Genomic DNA, 26,800 nt, shown 5'->3' with positions numbered 1-26,800 from the left:
ACGCCAGGGCTGGAGGCCTGACGCTTATTTTTTGACCGGAAGCTGGGTTCTGCGGAATCCGGCTTTTTTTATTTACTTTGAAGATGGCTTGGGCTGAGGACCGCTGTTCCTGTCAATAAACTCCATGGTATTGATAAACAAGTAATGCCGGCAAGTGAAAGATGTCATTGAATTAATTTTTAAAAAAATTATAAAAATCCTATCGTTATTTGTAACAAACTGTACGGATAAAGAGTAGAAGGATAATCCTAGCTTAATAAGTTATTCTTCAAATAATATGGTAAACAATAAAAAAATTGTAATTCAGAATGTAAACACTGAATTGTGGTCTAAAGAAAATTTGCAGGCAAAGCTAAGGAGTGGGGATATCCGGAGCCTGAGGTTGCAATTTAGAATTATAAGAAAAGTTAACCAATGCAAGGAGCAGATGGCAAAACAATGCCAGGGCTCCTTGTTTTTCTAATAACAGGAAACTAAGGTTATTTCCCGGTGGTAAACATATCGCTTTTATGGGTAAATACATATCTGCTTTTTCCAGCTTGTTATTTATGCTGCACAACATCATAGTACCGTGAGTCACCTAAAAGTTTAGGAGTGACCCCGAGAGTGTGTAAACGGAATAATGTTCCAAGAAAAGGGAATACTTAGAAATGCTTTTACTCATCCGGAGGATAGGTCAACGGTGGAGACCGAACCGAGCGCCGGGAGAGGTTTGGCGGGACGGTGGATTCGGTAGAGTCCGCCCCTTATTTTGCCGCCTCGGAAAACCAAAGCGGTAAACTCCGGGGTTCGGGGCAGCCAATGTCGTCAACTTAAGAACTTATATAACACTTTTTCGTCTAATTCGTCGTCTGTGGTGGGCATCTTTCGGACAATCAAAATGATGTCCTGGACGAACTTCCGTTTTAAAACGAGATGCTTCAGCAATTACTCCAGCAAAAATTTGTTGCCGCTGCCTTGGATCTAGGCATAAAAGCATAAGGATTAATTTGTCTTTTAATAGGCCAATAAGCATTTTCTCATTTGTCTTGTGTTTATATTTTAGATTTTTCTCGTCTTCCGCTTGCTTTATAGTCATATCAGACTCTATCTTTGCAAAAGCAACTAAGTTCGTTAAATACATGGTTACATAGAAATCTTGCTCTATAGAAATTGGAGTTCGACCAGTAAACTGCTCTATTAACATACTGCTTTTTATCGTATTGGACTGACTCAAGGGGACGGTTCTCTTGAGTCATTTGTTCTTATACATCTTGTAGTGCGGCCAGGACATGAAGACCTGAAACAAGATATTAAAGTAGCGTAAGCATAGGCAGCAGCAAAAGCAGCTCCGAGCAGACCGTTCATATCGAAACCGTGAACCCTGCCAACATCAGCGCCGGGAATACGGTAACCATAACGGCAACTGGCGGTGATGTGCACCTTACAGGCACAAAAATAGATGCCCAGGATATCACGATCAAAGCGGCTGGTGATATCAACCTGGAGGCCGCCCAGAATCAGCAGCAGGTACAAAGCGACAGCGAAAGTTCCGCCTGGAGCGCAGGCCTGGTGTTAGGCACCGGCATCTTCGGCAGCTATCAACAGGGCCGCAGCAATGAAAACGCCAGCACAACCAGCCACAGCGGCAGCAGTTTAATCGCGGCAGATACAATAACCCTGGTTTCGGGACAAGACACCAACCTCATTGGTTCGCAGGTAGAAGGGGCCAAAGTAGTCGCCGCAATTGGCGCCGACCTTACTATCGCCAGCTTGCAGGATATGGACACTTACAGCGCGAACAGCAAAAATACCGGAATCAACGCCGGCATTGGCAGCGGCATAACCGGCTCCTTCAGTAAAGGCAAAACAAACTCCGCTTACCAGAGCGTGACCGAGCAGGCCGGAATCAACGCCGGAGAAGGTGGCTTTACCAGCGAAGTCGGCGGCAACACCGACTTGAAGGGTGCGGTCATTAGCAGTGATGCCGATCCAGACAAGAATAAGCTCAGTACCGATACGCTGACCTTTAGCGATATTGAGAATAAGGCCGAGTACAGTGCCAGCAGCGTGGGAGTCAATCTAGATACCCGCAAAACAGCAGATGCCAAAATAACACTCAAGGGGACGGTTCTCTTGAGTCATTAATTCTAAGGCAAGCCTTTTTTAAAAAAAGACTTGCCTTAGTTAGCTGGTCTCTGCTTCATTCCCCTGCTTCGGCGGGAATATCCATACAACAATTGTGGCGCATATTGACAATGGTAACAAATCATATGATAATAGGTAAAATGATATTAATTCTCAATTGATTGGATGGAAGGGCAATGGCAGCTACGATATACAATGTTACCAATCGGCAGGAAGAAGAGTGTCGTGTATGCACAGGTCTTGCCGATTTTTACCGGCGTGCAGGTTTTGAGTCGGAGTTTTATATTCCCCCGGAGCTTGGTGACGGCTATTACCGGCGGATTAGTCCCGGCGGCTTGCTGGAGATATTTATCTGCAATAATATGTTTTACAGTCCGTTCCATGTGGAAGCCAAAGCCGGACAAGCCAGTTACGGCCTTGGATTCTGCTTGGGCGAAGGAATGCAGTGGGATCTGCAGGGGGTTAGGCAAAGCTTACGCTTTGATACGGATGAATGCTTTGTGGCCGGCAGCGAAGAAGGTAAAAAATATTTTACTTATGCCGCCGGGAAAAAGTATTATACTCTGTGCCTAAAGACAAAACCCGGCCAATTACAGGCGTTTTGGGATAGCCTGCCGCCGGAAGCCGTCCGGTTATGCCTGGCCTACAAACAGGATTTTAAACATTGGCAGATATCACCGTCACTGAAAATTGCTCTGCAGCAAATACTGAACTGCCCCTATCAGGGTGCGTTAAAAGCGTTGTATCTGGAAGGCAAGGTTTTGGAATTGACTACCCTTTATTTTACCGAAACCTTATTACAGAAAGACAGCAATTCCCGGACGGAAAACCTGTCGGCTTCTGACATCAGCAGTCTTTATAAGGCCAAGGAAATTCTGGATCATAGTATCGCTGCTCCCCCTTCGCTGGCGAAGCTGGCTCAAATGGTCTGCCTCAACCAGTTTAAGTTGAAAACAGGTTTCAAGAGCATTTTTGACAGGCCTGTATATGCCTATGTGCTGGACAAACGGATGGAGGCAGCCCGGTTATTTCTGGAGGAAAAGAAAATGCAGGTAAGCGAAGTGGCAGACATGATGGGATATTCCAATGTCAGCCATTTTGGCAGGGCATTCCGGAAAAAGTATGGCATAAACCCGGGCCAATATAAAAGGAAAGATACATAATGCGCTTGTTTCAGCAAGGCCTGTTTCACCGGCTTCAATCCGGTGGAGCAGGCTTTTTTGTCCTGATAGAAAGTATAACTTTCCCTGGAAAGGGCAACATCGGCTTCCGCCTTCGCCAAGGCTCGGCGCAAGCCGTGTTTTCTTTACCAAGAGCGATAAGTTAAAAATACTTTTCTGGTGCTTACTGCTACCTTTATGAGTAGAAAAGGCAGCAGTAAAACTCTATAATTCTAAGAAGAAAAAGGGGATGGATTCATGTCTACAGAAAGCTTGAACAGCCAAATACTCAACGCGGCAGGCCAACGCGGTGAGAGGGGGTATGCAGTGAAAACAATAAGCGCAGTGCTGCTGGTAATGATAATCGGCGCGGGCTTGCTGGCCGGCTGCAAACCGGCAGACGACAAGGCGGCAACAGACCGTCAGGTCCGCCAGGCGGCGACTGTTGCTGGGGAGCAAAAAGGGCAATTTCCTGTTACCTTTACGAATTTTGACGAAAAGGGGGCAAAGGTTGATATTACCTTTACCAAAGCGCCGGACAGGGTAATCTCCTTAACGCAAATTACCACCGAGCTGATGTTGGACCTGGAACTGGAAGACAAACTGATCGGCGTAGCGAATTTTGACAGTCCGGTTTTGCCGAGGCATGCTGCCAAACTGGCAAAAATACCGGTTCTTGCCGCCCAATATCCCTCTAAGGAGCAACTCATCGCCCAAAAGCCGGAATTGCTTGTGAGCTGGCGCATGCCCTTTTTAACCGAGGATGCCTTGGGTTCGGCCCAAGACTGGCGCGACAGGGGGATACAGGTCTATTTGCTGCGGCTGGCGCAAAATCTGGAAGGGGTCAATACACTGGAAACCTATTACAAAGAAATTGAGGATTTCGGGAAAATGTTTGCTATCCGGGACCGGGCCGGCGCTTATATCGCCAAACAGCAGAACCGGATTGCCGCCATCCAGAGCCGGCTCGGCGGCGTAGACCGGAAAGTCAGAGTGATGCTGCTGATTGTGCTTGACGGTGAGAAATTCGGGGTGTGGGGGCAAGACCATTTTGTGGCTGACATGATAAGTAAAGCAGGCGGCGAAACCCTGGTAGCAAAAAGCTCGCCTATTAATCAGGAAGTCATTGTGGAGCAGAACCCGGACATTTTAATTTGCGCTGCCTATGCGGTAAAAGGGATGAACCATGAAACCGTGCTGGCCCGGCTAAAGGAGAACAAGGCTTTGCAACATGTTGCGGCGGTAAAAAACAACAGAATTTTGGTTGTAGACTTTGCCGATATCAATACCGGGGGAGTCCGGGTCGTCGATACGATTGAAACCTTTGCCAAGGCCTTTTATCCTGAATTGCTGCAATAGACAATAGGTCTATATAGGCAACCGGCGCAACATGGTCGACCGGAAAAAGCGGCAATTTCAAAAGGAGGCAATGCATGACGAAAAAAGCAAAAACCGGCTTGGCCAGGCTGTGGGAAATAAGCGGGGCGACGCCTTGGCCGCTGGCCGCGGCCGGCATGGTCTCGGCCTGCGCCACGTTGCTGTTGTTTGTACCCTATTACTGTATATATACCATTCTTGTGGAGATTATCAGCAAGGCCGGTGACCTCTCCCGGGCCGATTGCGGTTACATAATCAAGTATGCCAGGCTGGCTCTGGGGGCGGCAGGTACGGGACTGGCGGCTATGTATGCCGGTTCTGTACTGTGCCACCGGGCGGCATTTAAGGTCTTATATGATCTGAAAATAAAATTGGCCGGACATCTGGCCCGGCTGCCCCTGGGTTTTTTTACCGATCATTCCAGCGGCGCCATCAAGAAAACCATTGAGTACAATGTCGAACAGCTGGAAGGGTTTATTGCCCATCAGCTGCCCGACTTAATCGGTACCCTGGTCAGCCTGGCGGTTATTTTTACTTACATGTTCGTATTGGACTGGCGCCTGGGGCTTGTCAGCCTGGTGCCCATCCTGGTGGCGTTTGTGCTTCAGTGGCGCGTCTTTACCAATCCGGACACCGGGAAGCTGATGCAGCAGAAACAGGCCAGTCTGGCGGCGATGAATGCCGCCGCAGTCGAATATGTCCGGGGCATGCCGGTAGTAAAAGCCTTTGGGCAGTCTGTCAAATCCTTCGGTGTCTTGCATGCGCGGATTACCGGATATAGAAAGCTGGCGCTGGCTATTACGCAGACCTATAAAACCCACAATATCCTTTATCATACTTTGCTTTCCGGCATTCTGGTATTCCTTGCTCCGGCAGGAATATTCCTGCTGCAAGGCACTGCCGACCACACGGCCTTTGCCTTTACTCTGCTGTTTTTTCTGATTCTGGCGCCCGGCGTCAGCGCCCCGGTTACAAAACTGGCTTTTTTAGGCGCCGGGGTGAAAATGATTGCCGTCGGGGTAAAAAACATCGATGAACTGCTACAGGCGGAGCCCATATCCCAGCCGGCCGTATCGCAACCGTGCCGGGGCTACGATATTGCCTTCCGCAATGTCAGCTTTTCCTATAATCAAGGTGCGGTTGCTTCGACAATGGCCCTGAAGCATATCGATTTTACCGCCAGGCAGGGGACGGTGACTGCGTTGGTGGGTCCTTCGGGATCGGGAAAAAGCACAGTTGCCCATTTATTGCCCCGCTTCTGGGATGTAACGGACGGCGCTGTTGAAATAGGCGGTGTCAACATTAAGGAAATGCTGACCGAGGATTTGATGAATACCGTTTCCTTTGTTTTTCAGGATGTGTTTTTATTTGAGGATACAGTTTTTGAAAATATCAGGATCGGCAGCCCCGGGGCAGCGGCGGCGCAGGTCAGGGCGGCGGCGCAGGCGGCCCAGTGTCATGAATTCATTACTAGGCTGCCGCAAGGGTATGACACTAAAATCGGTGGCGGCGGGATGGCTTTGTCTGGCGGTGAAAGGCAAAGAATCGCCATTGCCCGGGCCATTTTGCGCGATGCTCCGGTTATTGTGCTGGACGAAGCCACCTCCTTTGCCGATCCGGAAAATGAGGTGAAGATTCAAAAGGCGCTGACCGAGCTGTTACAGGGAAAAACCGTCCTTATCATTGCTCACCGGCTTCATACCGTCCAGCATGCCGACCAGATCTGCGTGCTGGACCAAGGCCGGATTGTTGAGCAGGGGCAGCATGAGGAGCTGCTGGCCAGGCAGGGCGTATACAGCCGCCTGTGGCGGGCATACCTTGATGCCGACCAATGGGCGCTGGCCTAACAGAAAGGTGGTTCTGTCTTGCGTAATTTGCTGTATGATCTTTCCGGGGGAAAGCCAAGCGCCCTCATCAAGCCGGTGCTTTATACGACGCTGGATACTTTTATCAGAGGCGGGTTTTCCTTTTTCGCCCTCCTGATTATTCTGGAGCTGATAAAACCGCTGAAAATCCCGGGCGAGATCATTAATTTTACCAATTTAACTCTGTACTGCCTGGGCATCCTGGCCTCGCTGGCCCTGGCCACACTATTCGCCGTTCTGAGTTTCCGCCACACCTACACCAGTGCTTACAGCCTGGCGGCTCAGGGCAGGCTTGAGCTGGCGGAGCATTTGCGCAAGCTGCCGCTAGGTTTTTTTCAGGCCAGGGAGCCCGGGGAGCTGGCCGCCACCATGCTCAATGACTATACCCTGCTGGAACATACTCTGTCTCATGTGTTCTCGCGGTTTATCGCCGGCTTGCTGCTACCGGTGCTTACACCGTTTTTGCTGGCGTTTGTCGATGTCAGGATGGCTATTGCTATGTTTGTTACTTTGCCGGCGGCGCTGCTGCTTATATACCTGAGCCTGAAGCTGCAGCAGGTATGGGGCAACGAACTTAACGCGGCGAAAATTGATTGCTCCGGCAGGCTGCAGGAATATCTTGCGGGCATGAAGGTAATCAAGGCCTGCAATAGCGGCGGGGCCAGCTTTGGGCGGCTGAAAAACGCCTGGGAAAATCTGATGCACAACAGCATAAAAATCGAGGCAGGCCTTGCTCCTTTTATGTTGTTGGCGACAGGCGTTTTACGCAGCGGCCTTACCGTCATGATTCTGGCAGGGGTGTATCTGCTGCAGGGCGGCAGCCTTGATGTAACGGTTCTAGTCGCATTTCTGGTTATTGGCGCACAGATTTTCGAACCGCTTACCGCCACACTGGTTAGCTTTAACGAGCTTACTTTTGCGGCGCTGGCGGCGCGCAGAATTTCGGCTATCCGCACCGCGCCCGCCTTGTCCGGAACCGGCGCGGCCGGTCAAGGCGGCTATGCTATTGCGTTTGAGCGGGTCGGATTTGGCTATGGACCGGAGGCTGTGTTTCGCAATCTTACCTTTTCCCTACCGGCTAAAGCCGTTACCGCGATTGTCGGCCCGTCCGGCTCCGGCAAAAGTACAATCCTGCGTCTGATTGCGAGATTTTGGGAGGTTCAGAGCGGTCAGATCAGGATTGGCGGTACCAATATCAGAGAGATGGAGCCAGAGCAGTTATTAAAGAATATTTCCATCGTGTTTCAGGACGTGTATCTGTTTCATGATACCATTTACAACAATATTAAAATCGGTAAAGAGGACGCCACCGGGGAAGAAATTGAACAAGCGGCGCGACTGGCGCAATGTCATGACTTCATAACCGCATTGCCGCAGGGCTATGACACGATGGTGGGGGAAGGGGGCAGCACGTTATCAGGCGGGGAAAAACAGAGAATTTCGCTGGCCCGCGCTTTTTTAAAAAATGCACCTATTATCTTGCTGGATGAAGCGACGGCGGCCTTGGATGCCGAAAATGAGCGGCAGCTGCAACAGGCGATTAATGCTCTGGTCAGCAGCAAGACGGTGGTGGTCGTTGCCCACCGGCTGAAAACCATTAAAAATGCCGCCAATATTATTGTGTTGGCTGATGGCCAGGTAGTGGAACAGGGTTCTCATGATCAGCTTATGAAGAATCAGGCTTTGTACCGTCGTTTGTGGGACTTGCAAGAACAGTCCGGCAGGTGGCAAATTAGCAATGGATAAGCCGGCTTTTTAATTTCGCTTAACAATGATAATGACATTCATTATCGAGTTGCCGCTGAACTTAGTTGCAAACAGGAGGGGAAGGCATCATGTTACAAGGAAAAAAATTGGCAAAGAACAAAAAAGCCATGCTCTATGCCCTAGTGAGCAGTACGTTACTGTTTCCCATGCCGGGCAGCTCGTATGCGGCAGCGGAAAACCCGCAGTTTTCCCTGGATACGGTAGTGGTTACGGCTACCAGGGCAAAAGCGAGGCATGATTATGTGGCCGCCACCGGTACAAGTACAACCGGCAGCAAGACCGGCGCGCCGCTGACCGAGACGCCGCAAATTGTCAATGTGGTAACCCGCCAGGAGATGGATGACCAGGGGGTGTACGATCTGCAGCAGGCCTTGCGCTATACCGGCGGTGTGGCCAGTGAAGTCTATGGCACCGACACGCGCGTACAAGCGATGTACGTCCGGGGCTTTCGTGCGCCAAACTATCTTGACGGTCTGAATTTATACAATGGTTTTGCCCAGGGGTATACAACTCCGCTTATGGAAGCTTACGGCATAGAGCGCGTCGAGGTCCTTAAGGGACCCGCCTCCGTATTGTACGGGCAAAATGTCCCCGGCGGTCTGTTTAATATGATCAGCAAGAAGCCGACCGCGGAATCCATCCGGGAAATTCAGCTGCAGACAGGCAGTTTTGACCGCCTGCAGGGCGCTTTCGACTTCAGCGGACCGGTCGATGCAGACAAGACCCGGCTTTTCCGGCTGACCGGCCTGATGAGGGACAGCGGCACGCAGACCGATTTTACGGATAATAAACGCACTTTTCTTGCTCCGGGTTTTACCTGGCGGTTTGACGACGCCACGAGTTTGACCGTACTCGCACAATACCTGAAAGATAGTGCCGGGGCAACCTATCAGGCGATGCCGATGTATGGTACATTAATGCCCAATCCGCATGGCAGCATTCCGCGCAGCAGACTGCTGGGCGAACCCGGCTATGACCGCATTGAGCGGGAGCAGTCCTCGATTGGGTATGAGCTTGAGCATAAGCTGGACGCTACTTGGACGCTGCGCCAAAATCTTCGCTATAATAAAGTTGACTTTGATGGGCGTATGGTCTATGCAACCGGCTTTGTTCCCGGTTCAGACCGTCTGCTAAACCGCGCCACCTGGCAAATGCGGGAGCAGGGTGATATTTTTGCCATCGATAACCAAGCACAGGCCAGTTTTAATACCGGGAGCGTCCGCCATACCCTGTTGCTGGGAGCCGACTACCGCCGTGCCTGGTATGCTGCCAAATTTGGCTATGCTGCCGGTACTGCTTCCGTTTTAGATGTATATGCTCCGGTTTACGGGCAGGGGGCTGCTGATCCGCCGACAGTGATCAACACCACCCAAATCCGGGAGCAGTTCGGCCTCTATCTGCAGGATCAGCTTAAAGCGGGACGCTGGGTGCTGACACTGGGCGGCCGCCAGGACTGGGTTGATACTGATGCCGTCACCAATACCAGCCCCGCCAGACGAAAAGATGATGCCTTTTCCAAGCGGATCGGGCTTACCTATCTTAATGACAATGGCCTGGCTCCCTATGTCAGCTACTCGACCTCCTTTGAGCCGACCAGCGGCGCGGACCGCCTGGGCAATGCCTTTGTGCCGACAACCGGCCAGCAATACGAGGTGGGAGTAAAGTATCAGCCGCAAGGTGCTAAGAGTATTGTAACCTTGTCCGGTTTCAATCTGAAGCAACAAAACGTGCTCACCCCGGATACCGTTCAGACCAGCTTTAGCGTGCAGGAAGGGGCAGCACAGGTACGGGGTGTAGAACTCGAAGTCAAGACCAGCCTTACGAACCATCTCAGCCTGACTGCATCGTACGCCTATATGGAATCAGAAGTAACCAAGGCTAATCCCAATGCTGCCGGCACCAGCAATATCGGGAAAAGGCTGCCCTTTGTACCGCAGCATCAGGCCTCACTATGGGCCAACTATACGCTGCCTGCCGGCCGGCTTGACGGACTGAGTGTTGGTGCCGGTATCCGGTATATTGGTCCAAGTTATGGTACGGCGAGCAATGCCACTGCTTATCAGGGACAGACGGTATCGTCCCGGGTTCCTGGCTATACGTTGGTTGACGCCGGTGTTCAATATGATTTCGGTAAGAAGAATCCCAGGCTGGCCGGCGTCAGCATGGCTATAAACGTAAGCAATCTTTTCGATAAACAATATGTGGCCAGCTGCCTTGGCGAGTATAATACTTTTTACGGCAATGGCCGTACAGTGCTGGCAACCTTGAAATATCAATGGTAAAGGGCAGCGAAGCATCCTCTTGACCGGCGGTGGGGACCGTTCTATAATATTACTGATAATGATTTTTATTATCAGTAAATGTTTTGTTCCACTGTCTATAACAAGCGTTGTTTTGGTAGACTGGTTTTAATATGCAGAACAGCGGTAATGGAGGGAAGAATTAGTTTCTGCCTTTACCGCTTGTTATTTTTCAGAATATACCTATGTGAAAAAAGGAATGGGAGACTGTACAGCAGTGATGCACTTAAAATCCCGGCAGAATTTTCAAATGGCTGCCCTCATTCAAAAGAGACGAACTTTTTTCCTCTGGACGGCAGGCCTGAGTGCGGCAGTTCTCGTGTCCATAGTGCTGGCGGTTTGTTACGGTACGGTGAGGATTCCTCCCGCGGAAGCCTTGCAGATCCTCTTATCTAAAATGTTGCAGGTAGACAGTGGCGAAATGTCCCGGGCCCATATGGATATCATCTGGGAGATCCGTTTTCCCCGTGTGCTTATGGCTGTTATCGCCGGCGCCGGGCTGGCCATGTGCGGCACCATTATGCAGGCTGCCGTACAAAACCCGTTAGCAGATCCATATATTCTGGGTATATCTGCCGGCGCTTCCCTGGGCGCTACTTTTGCGGTCCTGATTGGTGCCGGTGGCATATTCGCCGGCCTGGGAACAGCCTTCTGGGCTTTTGGGGGAGCCTTGGGAGCTTGCCTGCTGGTGATGGCTCTGTCCGGCATTGGCGGGCAGATGTCTACAGTCAAAATGATCCTGGCCGGTACGATTGCCAATGCTTTGTTCAGCGCCTTTACCAATTTTATTATCTATACGGCTGGCAATGCCGAAGGTATCCGTTCGGTTGCCTTTTGGACCATGGGTTCTTTGGCTGCGGCCAAATGGAGCAATTTGCTTTTGCCGGCCCTTGGGGTTATACTTTGCGGCGGCTTATTCCTGTGCCAGTCACGCATTTTGAATACCCTGCTGTTAGGCGAGGAAGCCGCAATCACTTTAGGCGTCAATTTACCCCGCGTCCGCCGGAATTATATGCTGGCCACCGCCCTGATTACGGGCCTGATTGTTTCCGCCTGCGGTGTGATTGGTTTTGTCGGGCTGATCATTCCCCACATTGTACGGGGCTTGGTAGGGACCGACCACCGGCGTCTGCTGCCCTTTACCATTCTGGCGGGGGCGCTGTTTGTAACCTGGGCGGACGTGCTGACCCGGATCACCCTGGAATCGGGTGAACTGCCCATCGGCATCATTACCGCACTTCTTGGCGCGCCTGTTTTTATGTATATCTTGTTTAAAAACACCTTGGGCTTTAGCAGCAAATAGGAGGATAAAAATGGAGCTGGCACTGAAAAATATCAATGTAGAACTCGGTAAACAGCATATTATCCGGGATATCTCCCTGGATGTCCAAACAGGTGACTTTGTCGGCATTATCGGGCCGAACGGCAGTGGCAAGTCCACCCTGCTTCGTACCGTCTACCGTGTCCTTACGCCTGCCAGCGGCACTATTCTTCTGGATGGGCAGGACTTAAGGAGTACCAAGTTTGCCGAGTCAGCCAAAAAAATGGGCGTGGTCGGACAGTTCAATCATCTAGAATTTGACTTTACCGTTATGGACATGGTGATGCTGGGACGCACCCCGCATAAAAAGATGCTGGCGGCGGATACGTTGACTGACTACGAAATCGCTCTGGAAGCAGTCCGGAAGGTCGGGATGGAACCGTATGCTGACCGGAGTTTCGCTTCGCTGTCCGGCGGTGAAAAGCAGCGGATCATTCTGGCCCGGGCGCTGGCCCAGCAGCCGCAGATATTGGTGCTGGATGAGCCCACCAATCATTTGGATATTAAGTACCAGCTGCAGCTGCTCGCCACGGTCAAATCCCTCGGAATTGGTGTATTGGCTGCGTTGCATGACCTTAGCCTGGCAGCCATGTACTGTACCAAGCTCTATGTTTTAAAAGACGGAAAAATTGTGGCAAGCGGCCCGCCTAACAAAATCCTTACCCCGGAGTTAGTGCGTACAGTATACGAAATAGGCTGCGACATTCGGGAAAATCCCGACAACGGCTACCTAACGATCAACTACTATCCGGAACCCGGCCAGCATATTGAAAGAGTCATAAAATAACAACGCAATAGCTAAGTATTATCAGTCAGAGCTTTTATGTAAGGGGTGAAAATGACTCAAGGGTGACTCAAGGGGACGGTTCTCTTGAGTCATTAATTCTTCTACAGCTTGCAATCCAGCCAGGACATGAAGACCTAAACAAACTATTAAAGATCATCAGAGTTATTTCAGTGACTTCTGATGATTTTTTATTGCGTAATCATACCACCCGCTATGCGGGCAATGTCGTCAACTTAAGGGGATGTTTGTCTAAAGATATTATTTAGCCTGGAAAGATTTCCTTGCATTTACTAATAGTAATTAATTTGGAAAATTTTAAAAAAACCTATCGCTATTTGTATCAAACTGTACGGATAAAGAGTAGAAAGGTAATTCGTAAGGTAAAACAGGAATTTGAATTTAAATAATAATTAAATTCACAAGCTGAAGAGTGGGTATGAGATTATCCGGAGATGCGGAAGGTGGACAATTTTAAGATTCATACAGAACAAATCAACTAATGCAAGGAGCGGGAAGGCAAAACAATGCCGAGCTTCTTGTTTTTTTATAATCAAAAAATTTTTTACGGTTAATACCCAGAGAGAACATACCGCTTTTATTGATGAAAGACATATTTATATTTTTCCAGAATTGTTATAAAGCTGCAAAAAATATATTGCAGCTTTATCTATTAAGGAGGTGTTTGTATGTGCGGTAAATCAAAGCTAATCGCAACTTATCATGTAAAAGGAGGGCAATATGACACAAAAGAAACTGAGTATGATTCAAAAAGAATTGCAAATATTATTCGGCGTTACCAGGAATTGAGAAGTACAGCTGAAATAACTGCTGCACAATATCGGCAAATCAGCAGTGGCGGTGGCTTTACACATGGTAAAGATGACATTGTGTGTGCACTTGCGGATATTGATCAGGGAGTGGTTGTATTATCGCCGCGGCAATTGACAGTGTTCGAGTTATTAAAACAGGGCTATCAGGTTGAGGAAATTAGCAAAATGCTTGGCATCAGGCCGGTAACAGTAAAGTTTCATATCCAGGAAGCAGTCGTCCGGTTAGCGGCTTACCTCAATACTCCCCAGCGAAAAAGAGGTGTAAAAGGATGAAGAAATATTATTCCCTGGAGATGCTGGAAAATCTATATCGCTGCCAGGAACCCAGACTGTCGGCAGAGGAGGCTAAAGAAAAGGCTAAAAACTTACATCGTCAATTAAACACCCTGGATATATCCTGGGCCCGGAGTAATCGCCGGTTTTACACGCACAATCAACTTCAGGATTTTTCGCTGGACTATATTTAATTTTATACCTAATCCTTTTGAACCCATTGTGTACGGATAGAGAATAGGAGGTGAGCGAATGTATTGTCCATTACTTTGTCTTAAGCCGGAAAACAACTTGGTTTCGTTTTGTCAATGCCTGGAGGATGCCTGCGCCTGGTGGATTACTACCGGTACCACCGGCAAATGCGCCATATGCCAATTGGGTCTAACCGCAGCCATGACTGACGAGACGGCATAACCACAAGGAAAGAGAGGAAGTGATCCTATGATTCCCACGCTGAAACTAAGCGATATTATCAGTAAATGGCGGGATGCCTTGCAAGCCAGCCAGCCCATACAAGATTTTTGCTTAACTCATTATAATAAGGCGCCCAATATCTTTGTCGGCCTTAACGGCAAACTGCCGCCAACGGCAGAGCAGTGCCCGCTGATTATTCTTTATCCAGGTTCTAAAACAGAAGGGCTGGAATTGCAGGAATACGTGTATAAGCTCACGCTAGGCTGGACGATAGTGCAAAACGCAGTGACTGTAGACAATCAGGTAACAGAGTTCAGTGGCATTACAGAATGTGATGCCCTGGGCCAGTTAATCTATTTGGAACTTGCTCAATTAAGCCCGAACAACCCAATCAGTGTGTTGGATTACAGTATCGAACCAGTTGCCTATTTCCCGCAGTTTCCCGGGCGGATGGATATTACCGTGAAAATCGACCCTGTAAATGGCTATAGCATTCATTTTTAAGGAGGATTTACCATGTCAAGAGCAAAAGGAATTAACTCTCAGCTGGCCCTGGCTTATGAGGCTGCTTACGGGCTGACGCCGGCAATTCCCCAAGGCTATAATATGCCTATCAATCAGTCCAAACTCACAATCAGTCAAAACCGGATAGATTCCACAACCATTCGCGGCCGCCGCGACCAGCTCCAGCCGGCGGTCGGCAATACCGACGTAGCCGGCAGCATTGTCGCGCCAATTGATCAAACCGGTATCGGTTTCTGGCTGCGGGCCATGTTTGGCAATCCGGCAACAAGCGGCGCCGGTCCTTACACCCATGTATTTAAAGTTACCAACAGGCAGCCGTCGCTGGTGCTGGAGCAGCAGTATCCGGATATTACGGCCTATGAAAAGTTTAACGGCTGCAAAGTCAACAAATTTTCCTTTACCTATGGCGGTGACACCGAATTAACTGCCAATATCGATATTCTTGGCGCCAAACGTACCGTTGGGGCCGCGCCCCTTGCGTCATCCCTGACCGCCCTGCCGCTCCTGAAATTCAGCAACTTTCAGGGATCGATTGAGGAAGGCGGAGCACAACTGGCCATAGTAACGGAAGCCAGCCTGAGCGCGGATTTCGGTCTGGACGGCAATACCTATACCATTGGCGGCAACGGCTGCCGAACCGACTTGCCTGAGGGTATCCTCCAGGTGTCCGGCAGTATTAAGGCGTTTTTTGCCGACACGGTACTGCTGCATAAGGCGGTTAATAACACGACATCCTCCCTAAAATTCAAGTTTACCAGCGGCACCCATAGCCTGCAATTTTTTATGGAAGAAGTCATTTTTCAGCAAACATCACCCGGGATTGAAAGCGAAAAAGGGATCTATATCAATCTGCCCTTTAAGGCCTTTTACGATAATGGCGCCGGCGGCAGTGCTATTGTAGCGACTTTGGTGAATGGTTTTGCCTCTTATGCAACGGTATAGCCTTAAAATTTTAAGAGAGTAAAAGAAGCCTGCCTTAGAATGAATTAACTACAAACTAAAGTAAAAAGGCGCAAGCTATTCCAACAAGCAAGTGGTAGCTTGCGCTTTTTTATGCCAAGATTGAAGGTGATAGATGAATGAGCGAGGATTTTGTTGGAAATAGGTTATATCACTTGTACGGCGACAACTCAATTGTGTCAGATGAAATAGGAAACCTGTTTGTCGTCAGTCCTTGGAAAACTCCTTATTATACAACGGCGGCAGGAACAAAGGGGGATTGGCTGTTACGGCAATATGGCGATTCAATAGTTGTTCGCAATGGTGATGGAGTTGCCTTTGCAAGATTTGGCGGGGATTGGTATATATCTTCACTGCCACAGCTAACACCCTCATCATCTCCTGGCGTCGGTGCTACCGCGCATACGGCGACGAAACAATTTGATAATAATAAACAAGCTGCCTGGTATGATCAAAAATGGCGAATAGTAAGAGCAGCAAACCCTATGTGGACTGATCAACAGGTATATGATGAAATGACCCGGCAGATTAATGAGGCAAACTGGAATGCTAATTATAAAAAATTAATTTTTGATATTGCCAATAGTAGTTCACGGGCAGAGCGAGAAAACAAAATTAGTACCCATAAGCCGGAGCTAGATGCATATCGCAAATCAGGAATTAATGTTGATAATGATTTAAGATATCTGAGAGATACGCAATGGCAGGACGAAGCTGATTTCGCTGATAAAACGGTAGCGTTTTTAAAGGAGGTACAATATAGTATTGGCGTTGATTCAGCTAGTGGTATCAGTGCTGAGTATTTACTGTCTCCTGATAATCGCGCACATGTCGTAGAAGAATTAACGGAACAGGAAAAAGCAGAAGGGGTAACGCTGCAGTATAATGAGGATGGCACGACAACGAAAGTTAAGGGCGAAATGCCGCTTCCGGGAGAGCTGGAAAAAATTGATGACCGGGATAGGGTTAAGCGACAAAGTATTGCCGATGGCATTGGAAATTTAGTAGAATCCTGGAAATTGTTGAAGGCAAACCAGGAAAAGGAATCGCGAGAGACAATGGCGAAGAATATGCTTGCGCTTGAAAGAGTTTCGCCGGAAGATCCGCTATATGAGTTTAAATTGCGAGAATACATGAATTTGTTGGACGGACTTCAAGACTCCGTGGTTCCTGGGGGTATGAAATTTGTCCGGGGTTTAAACGGAGTCATTAAGGGGTCGAGTAAAGCTGGCAAACTGTTGGGATCTCTTGACGGGCTAACTTCCGCTGAGCGAACCGTGGTGAGTGACCTATTATCAAAAGGAAAGAAAGTAGAGATAATAGCTAAAACCACCGAATCAAAAACCCCGGATTTCTTAGTAAACGGGGTTAAGACGGAATTGAAATCGCTTGAAAATCTAAATCTAAATACCGCTATTACTAGAATTCAAAAGGGCTTTAAGCAGGGAGCCGAAGTAGTTATAATAGATGGTAGGCAGGCTGGATTAAGCATTAAAGATTCGGAACAAGTTCTCACTCGCGCTGCTGGAACCTACGAGAGTAAAGCCTTACCTGGGCGGGTTGAAATATGGACAATAGAAGGAATTGTAAGGAGATGATAGTATGGCTAGGCTTTTGTGTAAATGTGGTGAGACTCTCTCAAATACGCAGGCTCCTAATGACATTGAGTTAAGGGTATATACAGATAGAGAATGGGATGAAATTATACAGCATGATTGTATTGACCCTTTGACGATACCTTTTCCTAAATATGAAGTATGGAGATGCCCGAAGTGTGAAAGAATTCATGTTTTTGACGGTGATAAAGTCATAAAGCGATACATCCTTGAAAAGGGAAAGTAGTTTTATTGAAAAAGTTCAACTTCGTTCGAACTCAATGCAAAATAGGAAAGTCGGTGGCTGCATCGCAGAAACCTCTGTACCTTCTAATTTTCTGACAAACTGAGTGCAAAAGGGTAAGTAAATCTGTTGATGATCTTAGCCAGTAAAGCTTATAAGTTGCTAAAGAAGGATTAAAGTTTGAAATGGGCAGTAGCAAGTGGATAGCAAAGTAAAACAGGCATAGCAAGGAATTGATAAAAAGATTTGGGATACGTCAAAGAAATGGCTTGAGGCAGGAATCGTGCTAGGGGAAGACCCTGGTACAAAGGTTCTATGCCCGGAATGTGCTCAAAGTGAATTAGAAGTGCAATATACGAAGCGAATTTGAGCCGGAATTGCTTGAACGGATTATACGGTGCCCGGTATGTGGGAAATATAATGCGTTGAGAATGAGGCGGCAGCATAAAGATACTTAACTGAAGAATGCTGGTGCTAAATAGCTGCTTGACAATCATAGGGCACAGCGGCTGGCTGTAGAACACAAATTCTGCAGTCAGTCTACCCACTCTACCCCTAGTGCTACTTATGCAGTGAGAGATACCAATGCATAGGAAAAGTACTAGATGTGAGATTACCAGAGGGAATGGGAGCACGGTGGTCTGCAGATGGTAAAACGTTTATTGGTTTCTTAGAACGATTTTCAACCAAACCGTAAAGGAGAGAGATAATATGAAGGGATGGACTGCTGATTTTACAAATAATGTACTCAATGATTTTGAACTAGTTGTGGAAATATTATACAATGATACAGATGTAGCGATAATAAGAAAAGGAGAAAATGGATTAGAAATACAATGGTAGTGCAAATCAGAATCAGTTAATTGTTCCGTTAGATTGGTTTGCAGAACTTTTAGCAGAGGCAAAGAAACAAATAAAATAGTCAAAATACTATACCGAACAAGGAGGTAAAAAAACATGGCCCAATTCCCCAATATCCAACAACCGGTATACCCCTTGACCACTAAAATCAAAGACCCCTCGCTGCAGTCGGAAATGGAAAACGGGCTGGTGGTTTCCCGGGCTAAGTTTACCCGGGTACCCCAGACCTTTGTCCTGAAATGGACGGCTCTGCCTGCTGCTGATTTCGCAAGCTTGCGCGAATTTTACCGCAAAACAGTTTGCGGCGGCAGTAGGGCCTTTGACTGGTATTACCCGACAGTTCCCAATGACCCGTATTCGGGGCGGCTGTTTTCGGTTCGGTTTACCGGCGAAGACTTTAGTTTTGACCTGTCAGCACCGGGATACTATGCCGGTACCCTGACAATGCAGGAGGTGTAATATGCTGAATCTATCAGTTGCCGGCATGCTGGAAAAAAGCCAGCTGGCCAGTGACGGCGTGTGGCTGCTGCTGGTTGAGGTTGCTATTCCCAATTCGGAGGAGCCCTTACGTCTGATCCGCAACAATGAAGATATCGAATGGAATGGCTATACCTGGACCGCCTTTAACTTTAAGCTGGGCGAAATTATCGAAGACAACAAAGGCAAACCCCAGGCAATACCACTGCAGGTCTCCAACATCACGCAGATTGTCCAGGCCTATGTGGAAGAACACAACGGTCTGACCGGAACTACCGTAACCCTGCGGGTGGTGCATTCCCAGCATCTTGACCATGCCTTGCCTGAGGTGGAAGAACTCTTTACCGTCCAGTCAACCACCTGTGACAGCAAATGGGTTACCTTTTATCTGGGCTCCGACATCTCCACTCAGCTCCGCTTTCCTTTCCGGCGGGTGTTAAAGAGCTTTTGCGCCTGGCGGGATCAATATAAGGGAATTGAGTGCGGGTATGCCGGCGACCTGCCGGCGTGCGACGGCACGCTGCAGTCCTGCCGTGACCGGGGCAACTCGGTACGCTACGGGGGCGAGCCCAGTATACCGGAAGGAGGGCTGTACGCGTAAGCTCCGAACTGTATAGAGAAGGTTAGGTAAACGTGATCGCCGCAGGGCGATTTTTTATTTGGGGGGGAGTATGAATAAACAACTTAATGATCTGATTGGCCTGCCCTTTATCGACGGCGGGCGTGATCCCGCCGTCGGGCTCGACTGCTGGGGGCTGTCCACGGAAGTCTTCCGGCGGTATGGGATCAGCCTGCCTGACTACAAAATATCCTGCGAAGATGCCAGCCGGATTCACAGTGAAGTGATGACGCAGCGGGCAGGCTGGCGCCGGTGTGAACAGGAAATCCCGGTGCCGGCGCTTGTCGTCATCCGCTTTACCGTCTACTGTGACCATACGGGGGTATATATCGGCCAGGGCCGGTTTATCCATACCCGCAAGGGGATTGGCGTAAACATCGACCGCATTGACAGTCCGGCCTGGGCAAACCGCATCGAGGGCTTCTATGTACCGGAGGTGAGAGAATGATTACCATAACTATACTGAAAAATCCATTCAACCATACTGATAAGGAAATCCATACCTGCGCACATATTCCCGGCAAAACAGCGTATGAATATATTCAGCCCTATATCATGGGGCTGGATGAATTTGTTGTCAGCATTGGCGGTAATGTTGTTGACAATGCCAAAAAGCAGCTTGTCAATCATGATGACTGGATTGCCGTTTGTCCGGTTGTCGGCAAAAGTGGCCGGGACTGGTTTAGGGCTATTGCTTCGATTGCCCTGAGTGTTGCTGTTGGCAATTTAAGTGCGAGTGCGAGTTGGGGAAGGCTGTGGGGAAATAAGTTCTGGGCAAAAATGGCAGCCGGGGCTGTTAGCGCGATCGGCGGCACCCTCATCAATCACTGGTTCCCGCCGGCTAAAGCCGACCGGACTTATGAAGTCGCTCCGTCCTACAACTGGAGTAATGCTCAGCCGCTGACTGACCAGGGCAATGCCCTGGCCGTAACCTATGGCACCATGCGGACAGCCGGCCAGGTACTGGCCCAGCATGTGTCCAGTGACGGCGATAATCAATATCTCAATCTCCTGTTAGGCGGCGGGGAAGGGGTGATTGACAGTATCAGCGATATCCGGATCAATGACAACCCCATTGCCTACTACAAGGATATTGTTGTCGAAACCCGGGTAGGTGACAATGACCAGACGGCTATCGCCAATTTTAACGATACCTATATTGACCAGGCTTTAGCCTACGAAATTAACAACGACGACACCTGGGTGACACAGCAAAGCGCGGGGAACGCAGTGGAAGGCCTGGAAATCACACTGGAGTTTCCCGCCGGTTTATTCTACGCCAAGGACAGCGGCGGTTTGGGGAACGCGTCAGTTACCCTGCAAACGCAATACCGGCAGGTTGAGGAAGATAATTGGCGCAATGTAGCTGACGGAATGTCGTGGACAGTAACTGGGAACCGCAACGGGAATTTAAAAATGCTATCAGTAAGCTCAGACGCCCCGACAGAAACCTGGACTGTTACCTATGTTGGCCATGACAGTTTTAGCGTATCCGGGTCTGTATCGGGTGTAAAACCAAATGCCCAAAAATTTAAAAACTACAATAACGGGCTCATCGTCTTTAATATTGCGGAGTACAGGGGCGAGAGTGATTCCGGCTTTGGGCTTGGCGACACCTTTACAATCCAGGTAAGCCCCAATATCAACTTGCAAATTGAAGCCGCAAAGAATACTTCGTTCTTCCGCACCTATCGTATTGATAATCTCCCCGCTGCCCAGTATGAGGTGCGCGTTAAAGGCATTGCCAAGAGCGGGACCAGTAACCGCTACTCGACCCGCGTGTTCTGGACCCAGCTGTCAAATATTATTTATGACGACTTTGCCCGTCCGGGCAAGGTGCTTGTCGGCATCAAGGCTCTGGCCACCAACCAGTTGAGCGGGGGCATGCCAAGCATAACCTGGCTGCAAACCAGAAGCATGGTATGGGTATGGAATGCCGATGCCGGCCAGTATGAACAAAAGCCGGCTACGAATCCGGCCTGGGCTGCCTATGACATGATCCACCGCTGCCGGCAGATCAAAAATATTCATACCGGCTATCCGGAGTTTATTGTCAAGGGGACGCCGGCGGCCCGGGCCGTCTATCAGGATTTTGCCCGCTGGGCGGAATTTTGCGATAGCCGGAACCTGACCTTTAACTATATCTTTAATACAGCCGCCGATCTGTGGACCTCGCTGCAAAAGCCGGAGAGTGTCGGCCGCGGCAAGGTAATCATGCGGGGAACCCGGTACGGTTGTGTCTGTGATGCTCCCGGCGAACCGGTCCAGCTATTTACAGTGGGCAATATTCTCACCGATAAATTCCAGGAAACCTTCGTGGGCCTGAAGGACCGGGCCAACGCGATAGAAGTGACGTTTGTCAACAAAGACAAAGCTTATCAGAAGGAAGTGATCACCGCTTATGCCGACGACTATGACAATGCGACCGAGCCGAACATCACCCAAATTACGCTTGACGGCGTCACCACTGTTGAACAGGCCTACCGGGAAGCCAAATACCGGCTGCGGCTCAATCAATACCTGCAGCGGACAGTCGAGCACAGCGCAGACATTGATGCGATCGCCTGCCAGATTAACGACGTGGTTCTGCTGGCCCATGATGTGCCCCAGTGGGGCTATTCCGGACGGCTGCTGGCCGCAACAGCCACAACCCTCCAGCTGGACCGGGAGATAACCTTACAGCCCGGAAAATCTTACACGGTCGCGGTGCAGATCACCAACCCGGCGGCCACCACTGCCCAGGAAGCCCAAAGCATTGTCACTGTCGGTGTGCAGGGTGTGGGAGCAGAAATCAGCACAGATACCGTGACGCTGACCAGCCCGTTGTCCCGGGTGCCGCAACCATGGGATCTGTACAGCTTTGGCGAAACCAGTAAGGTGGTGAAGCCGTTCCGGGTGCTCAGCATCAGCCGCGACCAGGATTTGCGGCGCAAAATATCCTGCATCGAATATATTGAGGACATTTATACAGAGGCAACTGATATACCGGCAGTCAACCACAGCGCACTGGATAAAACAACGGAGGTCAGCAGTGTGAGTGTGGCGGAAGAGACCTACCGGCAAAAGGACGGTACGATTGTTTCCAATCTGAATGTGGCCTGGAGTATTCCCCGCAATAAGCTGGTGCTTGGGTATGCCGTATTATACAGCAGCGACAATGGCCGGACCTGGATCGAATGGACTACCAAAATCAATGCGTTAAGCACCTCGATTATCGGTGTTAAAACCCAAAATACCTATCTGGTAAAGGTCTGCACGATCAACACGGCCGGCGTTGTATCAGCCGGGGTTACCGCCCCGCCGGTGCTGATTAGCGGCAAAGATGCTCCTCCCGGCGATGTGGCGGAGATTATGGCTACCATTGATTCGTCAAACTGCAGTAAAGTCCAGTTGTCCTGGTCGCCGGTGGCAGATATCGACCTTAGCGGCTATCGGTTAGCGGAAAGTGGCAGCGTGATTACGGCAACCCCGATTAGTGACACCCAATATACCTATACGGCAAAGCAAACCAGGCCTCATAATTTTAAGGTCTGGGCCGTCGACAATTCCGGCAATTTATCATTGGTGCCGGCTGCTGTGTCAATTAACGTAACGATTGGACCGGCACAGGTCGCTGGTTTTAATGGTGTCCAGAAAGAAACCGACCGCAGCCGGTTACTGCTGTCCTGGACGGCCAATGGGGAGAGTGATATTTCCTACTATGAAATCCGCAAAGGTTCGGATTGGGATACGGCTGCTGTTATTGCGACCCAGCTGAAAGCGACAATGTTTGAATACACGCTGACAGCGGAAGGCAGCACCACATTTTTAATCAAAGCGTTTAACGTTGCCGGGTATGGGAGTGAGCTGCCTGCTGCTAAAATACTGCAGATCGGCTTGCGTCCCAACACTCCGGCTAACGGCAGCATTGTGCAGGATAGTAACGATAAATCAGTGCTGTTAATTTCCTGGGCGGCTGTTGCTGACAAAGACGTAAAAGAATATGAAGTCCGCCTGGGAACAGCATGGTCTGACGGCATCGTCATTACAACAACCAAAGAAACGAATTGCCGTTATAAATTAACCGCTGGCGGTGTATACCATTTTATGGTCTGCAGCCGGAATGTTGCCGACAAGGTTAGCAGTACCCTGAACCTGTCCGTATCGGCCAACCTAAGCCCGGCGAATGTGACTGACTTTGCGATTGACGTCAGTACAACAGACAGGCGAGTGCTGGACTGCTCCTGGAGTGCGGTGCCGGATACTGATTTAAGTCATTATGAAATACGCCAGGGCCCAAATTGGGATACCGCCGCGGTCGTGGCAAGCCGGATTAAAGGTAATTTCTGCAGTCTTCAGTTTACCGGCGGCAGCGCAACTTTTCTGATAAAGGCGGTCAACATCTCAGGCACTTATTCTGAAGCAGCAGCCAGTTACAATGTCGTGGTTGCTTCAGCACCGAATATACCCGGCGCCGGCAGTGCCATTGCTGATCCCAACAACCGTTTAAAGCTGACAATAGCCTGGGGGGCAGTCGCGGATACCGACCTGGCCGGATATGAGGTGCGTCTGGGCAATACCTGGGCGACGGAGACTACGATAACAACGACGAAAGAAACTGCCTGCCAATATACGGCAGCTGCCGGCGGCACGGTTACCTTCCTTGTTGCCGCCAAAACCATTGGCGGTCAGTATTCCAGCCCGCGGACAATTACCACAATTGTTAAACAAGAACCGGGAGATATCGCCTCATTTACCGCAGAACAGAATGCTTTGGACCGGCGTATTGTAAACTTAGCCTGGAGTGCGGTGCCGGATACTGATTTGCTCGGTTACGAGATTCGCAAGGGTGCGGTTTGGGATAGTGCAGCAGTAGTGGCTACAGGGGTTAAGGCTACCAAATATGACTACCCGGCTACTAGCGAAGAAACAGCAGCTTTTTTAATCAAAGCTATTTCGGCGGCAAATAAATACAGCGCCACGGCCAAGAGCGTAATTTTAACTGTCCGGCTGCAGCCTAATGCCCCTGCTGCCGGCTCGATAACCCAGGATGAAAACAATTCTGCCCTACAGGTGTTAGCCTGGAGTGCCGTCGATGACGCGGATGTGGTATTCTATGAAATTCGCAAGGGGGCCAATTGGGACACGGCGATATTTATTGGCACTACCCGTGAGCTTACCTATCGCTATACTGCGGTCGACAATACTCCCCTGAACTTCTGTATAGCCGCAAAAAACGTGGGCGGTTATTATTCACCGGTATTGCGGTTGACTGCGCTGCCGAATATAAATCCGCAGGATGTGACCGGGTTTACTGTGAGTCAGCAGGTTCAAGATCATTCCCAGGTGCGGCTGAGCTGGTCGGCCGTGACGAACAAGGATTTTTCCTACTATGAGATCCGCCAGGGGATAAACTGGGATACCGGCACGGTTGTGGCTACCCGAATTACCGGACTATATTTTGATGCCAGCATCACCTCTGAGGACGAATATACTTACTGGATCCGGGCCTTTAATACGGCCGGCAAAGGCAGTTTAAGCCCAACCGGTGTCAGCAGCAGGTTCAGCATGAATCCATCAACCCCGGCGGGGCTTACGGTAGCCGCTGACCCCACTGACAAAACCAAAATCAACATTGCCTGGAATTCTATTGCTGACCAGGACGTAAAAGAATATGAGCTGCGTGCAGGTATAACCTGGGATGATGATGACACAGTGATCATTACCAAGACCAAAGAAACAAAAACCAGCTGGTATCCCCCAGCCAGTCTGACCTATCATTTTATGCTGGCAGCACGCAATAATACGAACTGGCTATCGGATATTGCCGAATGTAATTTTGACGCCTATATTGAGCCTGCTGATGTCCAGGGCCTGCATGCGATGCAAAACGGCAGCAACGTGCTTATGGTTTGGGATAAGGTTGACGAAGCCGATGTTGTCGGTTATGAGATCCGGGAAGGCGGTAGTTTTGACAACGGCTCTTTAGTAATCACAGGCATCAACACCCTGTCCTATCAGCTGCCTGTAGATACTGAAAAAACCTACCGCTATTGGATTAAAGCCATTAACCGGGCCGGTAAGTACTCGCAGCAAGCGCTGAGCGCGGAGGTGACGATTGCCGGCTTGCCACCGAAAAATGTAGTGGAAGAGTTTGATGAAATTACTTTGCAAAGTGGCAGCCATACCAATACTGAGTTTGGACCGTCCCTGCTTAATATGAGCAATATGGGGGGCCGGTTCAGTGATTACCCAACAACGAAATTCAGTGATGTTGGCGGTCAGACAGTGCTCAAGCTTAAAAGCGCTAATCTGATTCCGGATGGTAATTTCCAGACCGGCGTAATCGGCAGCCAATGGCTAAAAGCAGGCACCGGGACTTTGGCGATAGTCAATGGTGTTTTACGGCTTACTGCCGGCGCAGCCGGTACCAACGGCCTTTATTACGATTTCCCGCAAACGCTCAGCAATGGCGCTGTTTACGTTATTGAGTTTGCGGCCAGAGGCAGCAAGGCCCTTAGCTTGAGCGGCGGTTTTACCGGTCAGAATGGTGCATACGCCCAGGCCAATGTGACTCCCGCTGCCGGCGCCGCCCAGAACCTGACAACTGCATGGCAGGTATTCCGGCGGGAATATACGATCGGAGCCACCGGCACAGACCCGGGAAAATGCCTGTTTAACTATGGCACCTATGCAGTGGGGGACTGGAGTGAGTTACAATGGGCCCGTATCTATAAGAAGACCGAGGAAGGTCTTTTTTTAGTAGGCCAATGGGGTGGCGGTTATTATCCGGCCGGTGAATATGTTTGTGTCCGCAAAGACCTGGGTCAGCGTATCACGGCGAACATCTCCAGTCAGTTTGTGTCAACCGTTTTACATGTTGCCGGTGTTAATGCCAAGCTTCAGTTCCGTACAAGCCAGGATGGAACAACTTTTACCGAGTGGGCAGACTTTAGCCCGGTACTTGCTACTTTTCGCTACATTGACTTTAAGGTGCTTTTGTCTACCGCTGATCCGGGGCAAACACCGGAAGTCAATATCTTAAAAGCCGTTATTGATGTTCCCGATACGGATAAAGCGGGCACTGCCGCAATTACAGCAGGCGGGACTACAGTAAACTATGGCTATACCTATTGGGATTATCCGGCAGTAGTGCCGACGGCAATCGGTGCCGGGCTGCGGGCCGAGCTGCAAAGTGTCGGCAAAAGCAGTTTTACAGTCAAGGTTTTAAATACCGCCGGCGTAGCTGTTGGCGGTCAGATCACATGGATTGCAAAAGGGTATTAATTTAGTCCTGCATATTATTTTAGAGGAGATGA

The 26,800-nt window shown here is 49.6% G+C and carries 20 protein-coding genes; 19 read left to right on the top strand and 1 reads right to left on the bottom strand.

The genetic code is table 11. The features are described from left to right. Positions 1 to 820: 820 nt before the first annotated feature. Positions 821 to 1,186 carry a hypothetical protein gene (locus ACZ481_RS19160; RefSeq protein ID WP_464766937.1) on the bottom strand — a complete coding sequence of 122 codons (366 nt, stop codon included), beginning with the start codon at positions 1,184 to 1,186 and terminating at the stop codon, positions 821 to 823. Between the two features lie 122 nt (positions 1,187 to 1,308). On the opposite strand from ACZ481_RS19160, the gene ACZ481_RS19155 reads away from it, so the two are divergent. From ACZ481_RS19155 to ACZ481_RS19065, 19 genes are all read left to right on the top strand, one after another. Beyond that, positions 1,309 to 2,127: a hemagglutinin repeat-containing protein gene (locus tag ACZ481_RS19155; protein ID WP_464770658.1), complete on the top strand. Its 819-nt coding sequence runs from the start codon at positions 1,309 to 1,311 to the stop codon at positions 2,125 to 2,127. 176 nt (positions 2,128 to 2,303) lie between these two features. Further along, complete coding sequence (locus tag ACZ481_RS19150; protein ID WP_464766936.1) at positions 2,304 to 3,290, top strand: helix-turn-helix domain-containing protein; 987 nt, start codon at positions 2,304 to 2,306, stop codon at positions 3,288 to 3,290. A 324-nt stretch (positions 3,291 to 3,614) separates the two neighbouring features. Beyond that, a complete protein-coding gene (locus tag ACZ481_RS19145) occupies positions 3,615 to 4,646 on the top strand; it encodes an ABC transporter substrate-binding protein (RefSeq protein ID WP_464766935.1) in 1,032 nt (343 codons plus the stop codon). Between the two features lie 74 nt (positions 4,647 to 4,720). Next, the gene (locus tag ACZ481_RS19140) at positions 4,721 to 6,511 is read left to right on the top strand and encodes an ABC transporter ATP-binding protein (protein WP_464766934.1); all 1,791 of its coding nucleotides are present in this window, start codon (positions 4,721 to 4,723) and stop codon (positions 6,509 to 6,511) included. An 18-nt stretch (positions 6,512 to 6,529) separates the two neighbouring features. Next, on the top strand, positions 6,530 to 8,275 hold the full coding sequence (locus ACZ481_RS19135) for an ABC transporter ATP-binding protein (RefSeq protein WP_464766933.1): 1,746 nt from the start codon (positions 6,530 to 6,532) through the stop codon (positions 8,273 to 8,275). 89 nt (positions 8,276 to 8,364) lie between these two features. Beyond that, positions 8,365 to 10,578 carry a TonB-dependent siderophore receptor gene (locus tag ACZ481_RS19130; RefSeq protein ID WP_464766932.1) on the top strand — a complete coding sequence of 738 codons (2,214 nt, stop codon included), beginning with the start codon at positions 8,365 to 8,367 and terminating at the stop codon, positions 10,576 to 10,578. A gap of 235 nt (positions 10,579 to 10,813) precedes the next feature. Then, positions 10,814 to 11,899: a FecCD family ABC transporter permease gene (locus ACZ481_RS19125; RefSeq protein WP_464766931.1), complete on the top strand. Its 1,086-nt coding sequence runs from the start codon at positions 10,814 to 10,816 to the stop codon at positions 11,897 to 11,899. A gap of 10 nt (positions 11,900 to 11,909) precedes the next feature. Next, entirely contained in the window at positions 11,910 to 12,704 is a 795-nt protein-coding gene (locus tag ACZ481_RS19120) for an ABC transporter ATP-binding protein (protein WP_464766930.1), read from the top strand. 686 nt (positions 12,705 to 13,390) lie between these two features. Then, complete coding sequence (locus ACZ481_RS19115; protein ID WP_464766929.1) at positions 13,391 to 13,807, top strand: LuxR C-terminal-related transcriptional regulator; 417 nt, start codon at positions 13,391 to 13,393, stop codon at positions 13,805 to 13,807. After that, positions 13,804 to 14,001, top strand: a complete 198-nt coding sequence (locus tag ACZ481_RS19110) for a hypothetical protein (RefSeq protein ID WP_464766928.1) — start codon at positions 13,804 to 13,806, stop codon at positions 13,999 to 14,001. The genes ACZ481_RS19115 and ACZ481_RS19110 overlap by 4 nt, the downstream gene beginning before the upstream one ends. A gap of 58 nt (positions 14,002 to 14,059) precedes the next feature. Further along, positions 14,060 to 14,221: a hypothetical protein gene (locus ACZ481_RS19105; RefSeq protein WP_464766927.1), complete on the top strand. Its 162-nt coding sequence runs from the start codon at positions 14,060 to 14,062 to the stop codon at positions 14,219 to 14,221. Between the two features lie 27 nt (positions 14,222 to 14,248). Next, positions 14,249 to 14,725, top strand: a complete 477-nt coding sequence (locus tag ACZ481_RS19100) for a hypothetical protein (protein ID WP_464766926.1) — start codon at positions 14,249 to 14,251, stop codon at positions 14,723 to 14,725. 12 nt (positions 14,726 to 14,737) lie between these two features. After that, complete coding sequence (locus ACZ481_RS19095) at positions 14,738 to 15,688, top strand: phage tail tube protein (RefSeq protein ID WP_464766925.1); 951 nt, start codon at positions 14,738 to 14,740, stop codon at positions 15,686 to 15,688. A gap of 137 nt (positions 15,689 to 15,825) precedes the next feature. Then, positions 15,826 to 17,304, top strand: coding sequence for a CdiA C-terminal domain-containing protein (locus ACZ481_RS19090; RefSeq protein WP_464766924.1), 1,479 nt, complete (start codon positions 15,826 to 15,828; stop codon positions 17,302 to 17,304). A 952-nt stretch (positions 17,305 to 18,256) separates the two neighbouring features. After that, positions 18,257 to 18,388, top strand: coding sequence for a hypothetical protein (locus tag ACZ481_RS19085; RefSeq protein WP_464766923.1), 132 nt, complete (start codon positions 18,257 to 18,259; stop codon positions 18,386 to 18,388). Positions 18,389 to 18,502: 114 nt separating this feature from the next. Further along, positions 18,503 to 18,865, top strand: a complete 363-nt coding sequence (locus ACZ481_RS19080) for a hypothetical protein (RefSeq protein WP_464766922.1) — start codon at positions 18,503 to 18,505, stop codon at positions 18,863 to 18,865. A gap of 1 nt (position 18,866) precedes the next feature. Continuing rightward, positions 18,867 to 19,484, top strand: coding sequence for a DUF1833 family protein (locus ACZ481_RS19075; RefSeq protein ID WP_464766921.1), 618 nt, complete (start codon positions 18,867 to 18,869; stop codon positions 19,482 to 19,484). A 70-nt stretch (positions 19,485 to 19,554) separates the two neighbouring features. Beyond that, positions 19,555 to 19,950: a C40 family peptidase gene (locus tag ACZ481_RS19070; RefSeq protein WP_464766920.1), complete on the top strand. Its 396-nt coding sequence runs from the start codon at positions 19,555 to 19,557 to the stop codon at positions 19,948 to 19,950. Beyond that, positions 19,947 to 26,768: a host specificity factor TipJ family phage tail protein gene (locus ACZ481_RS19065; RefSeq protein ID WP_464766919.1), complete on the top strand. Its 6,822-nt coding sequence runs from the start codon at positions 19,947 to 19,949 to the stop codon at positions 26,766 to 26,768. Before ACZ481_RS19070 ends, ACZ481_RS19065 begins: the two co-directional genes overlap by 4 nt. Positions 26,769 to 26,800 lie beyond the last annotated feature (32 nt).

It is taken from the genome of Sporomusa intestinalis (genome assembly GCF_055383785.1).
The sequence above is the reverse complement of the archived record's forward strand: the minus strand, read 5'-3'. Positions and strand labels throughout refer to the sequence as shown.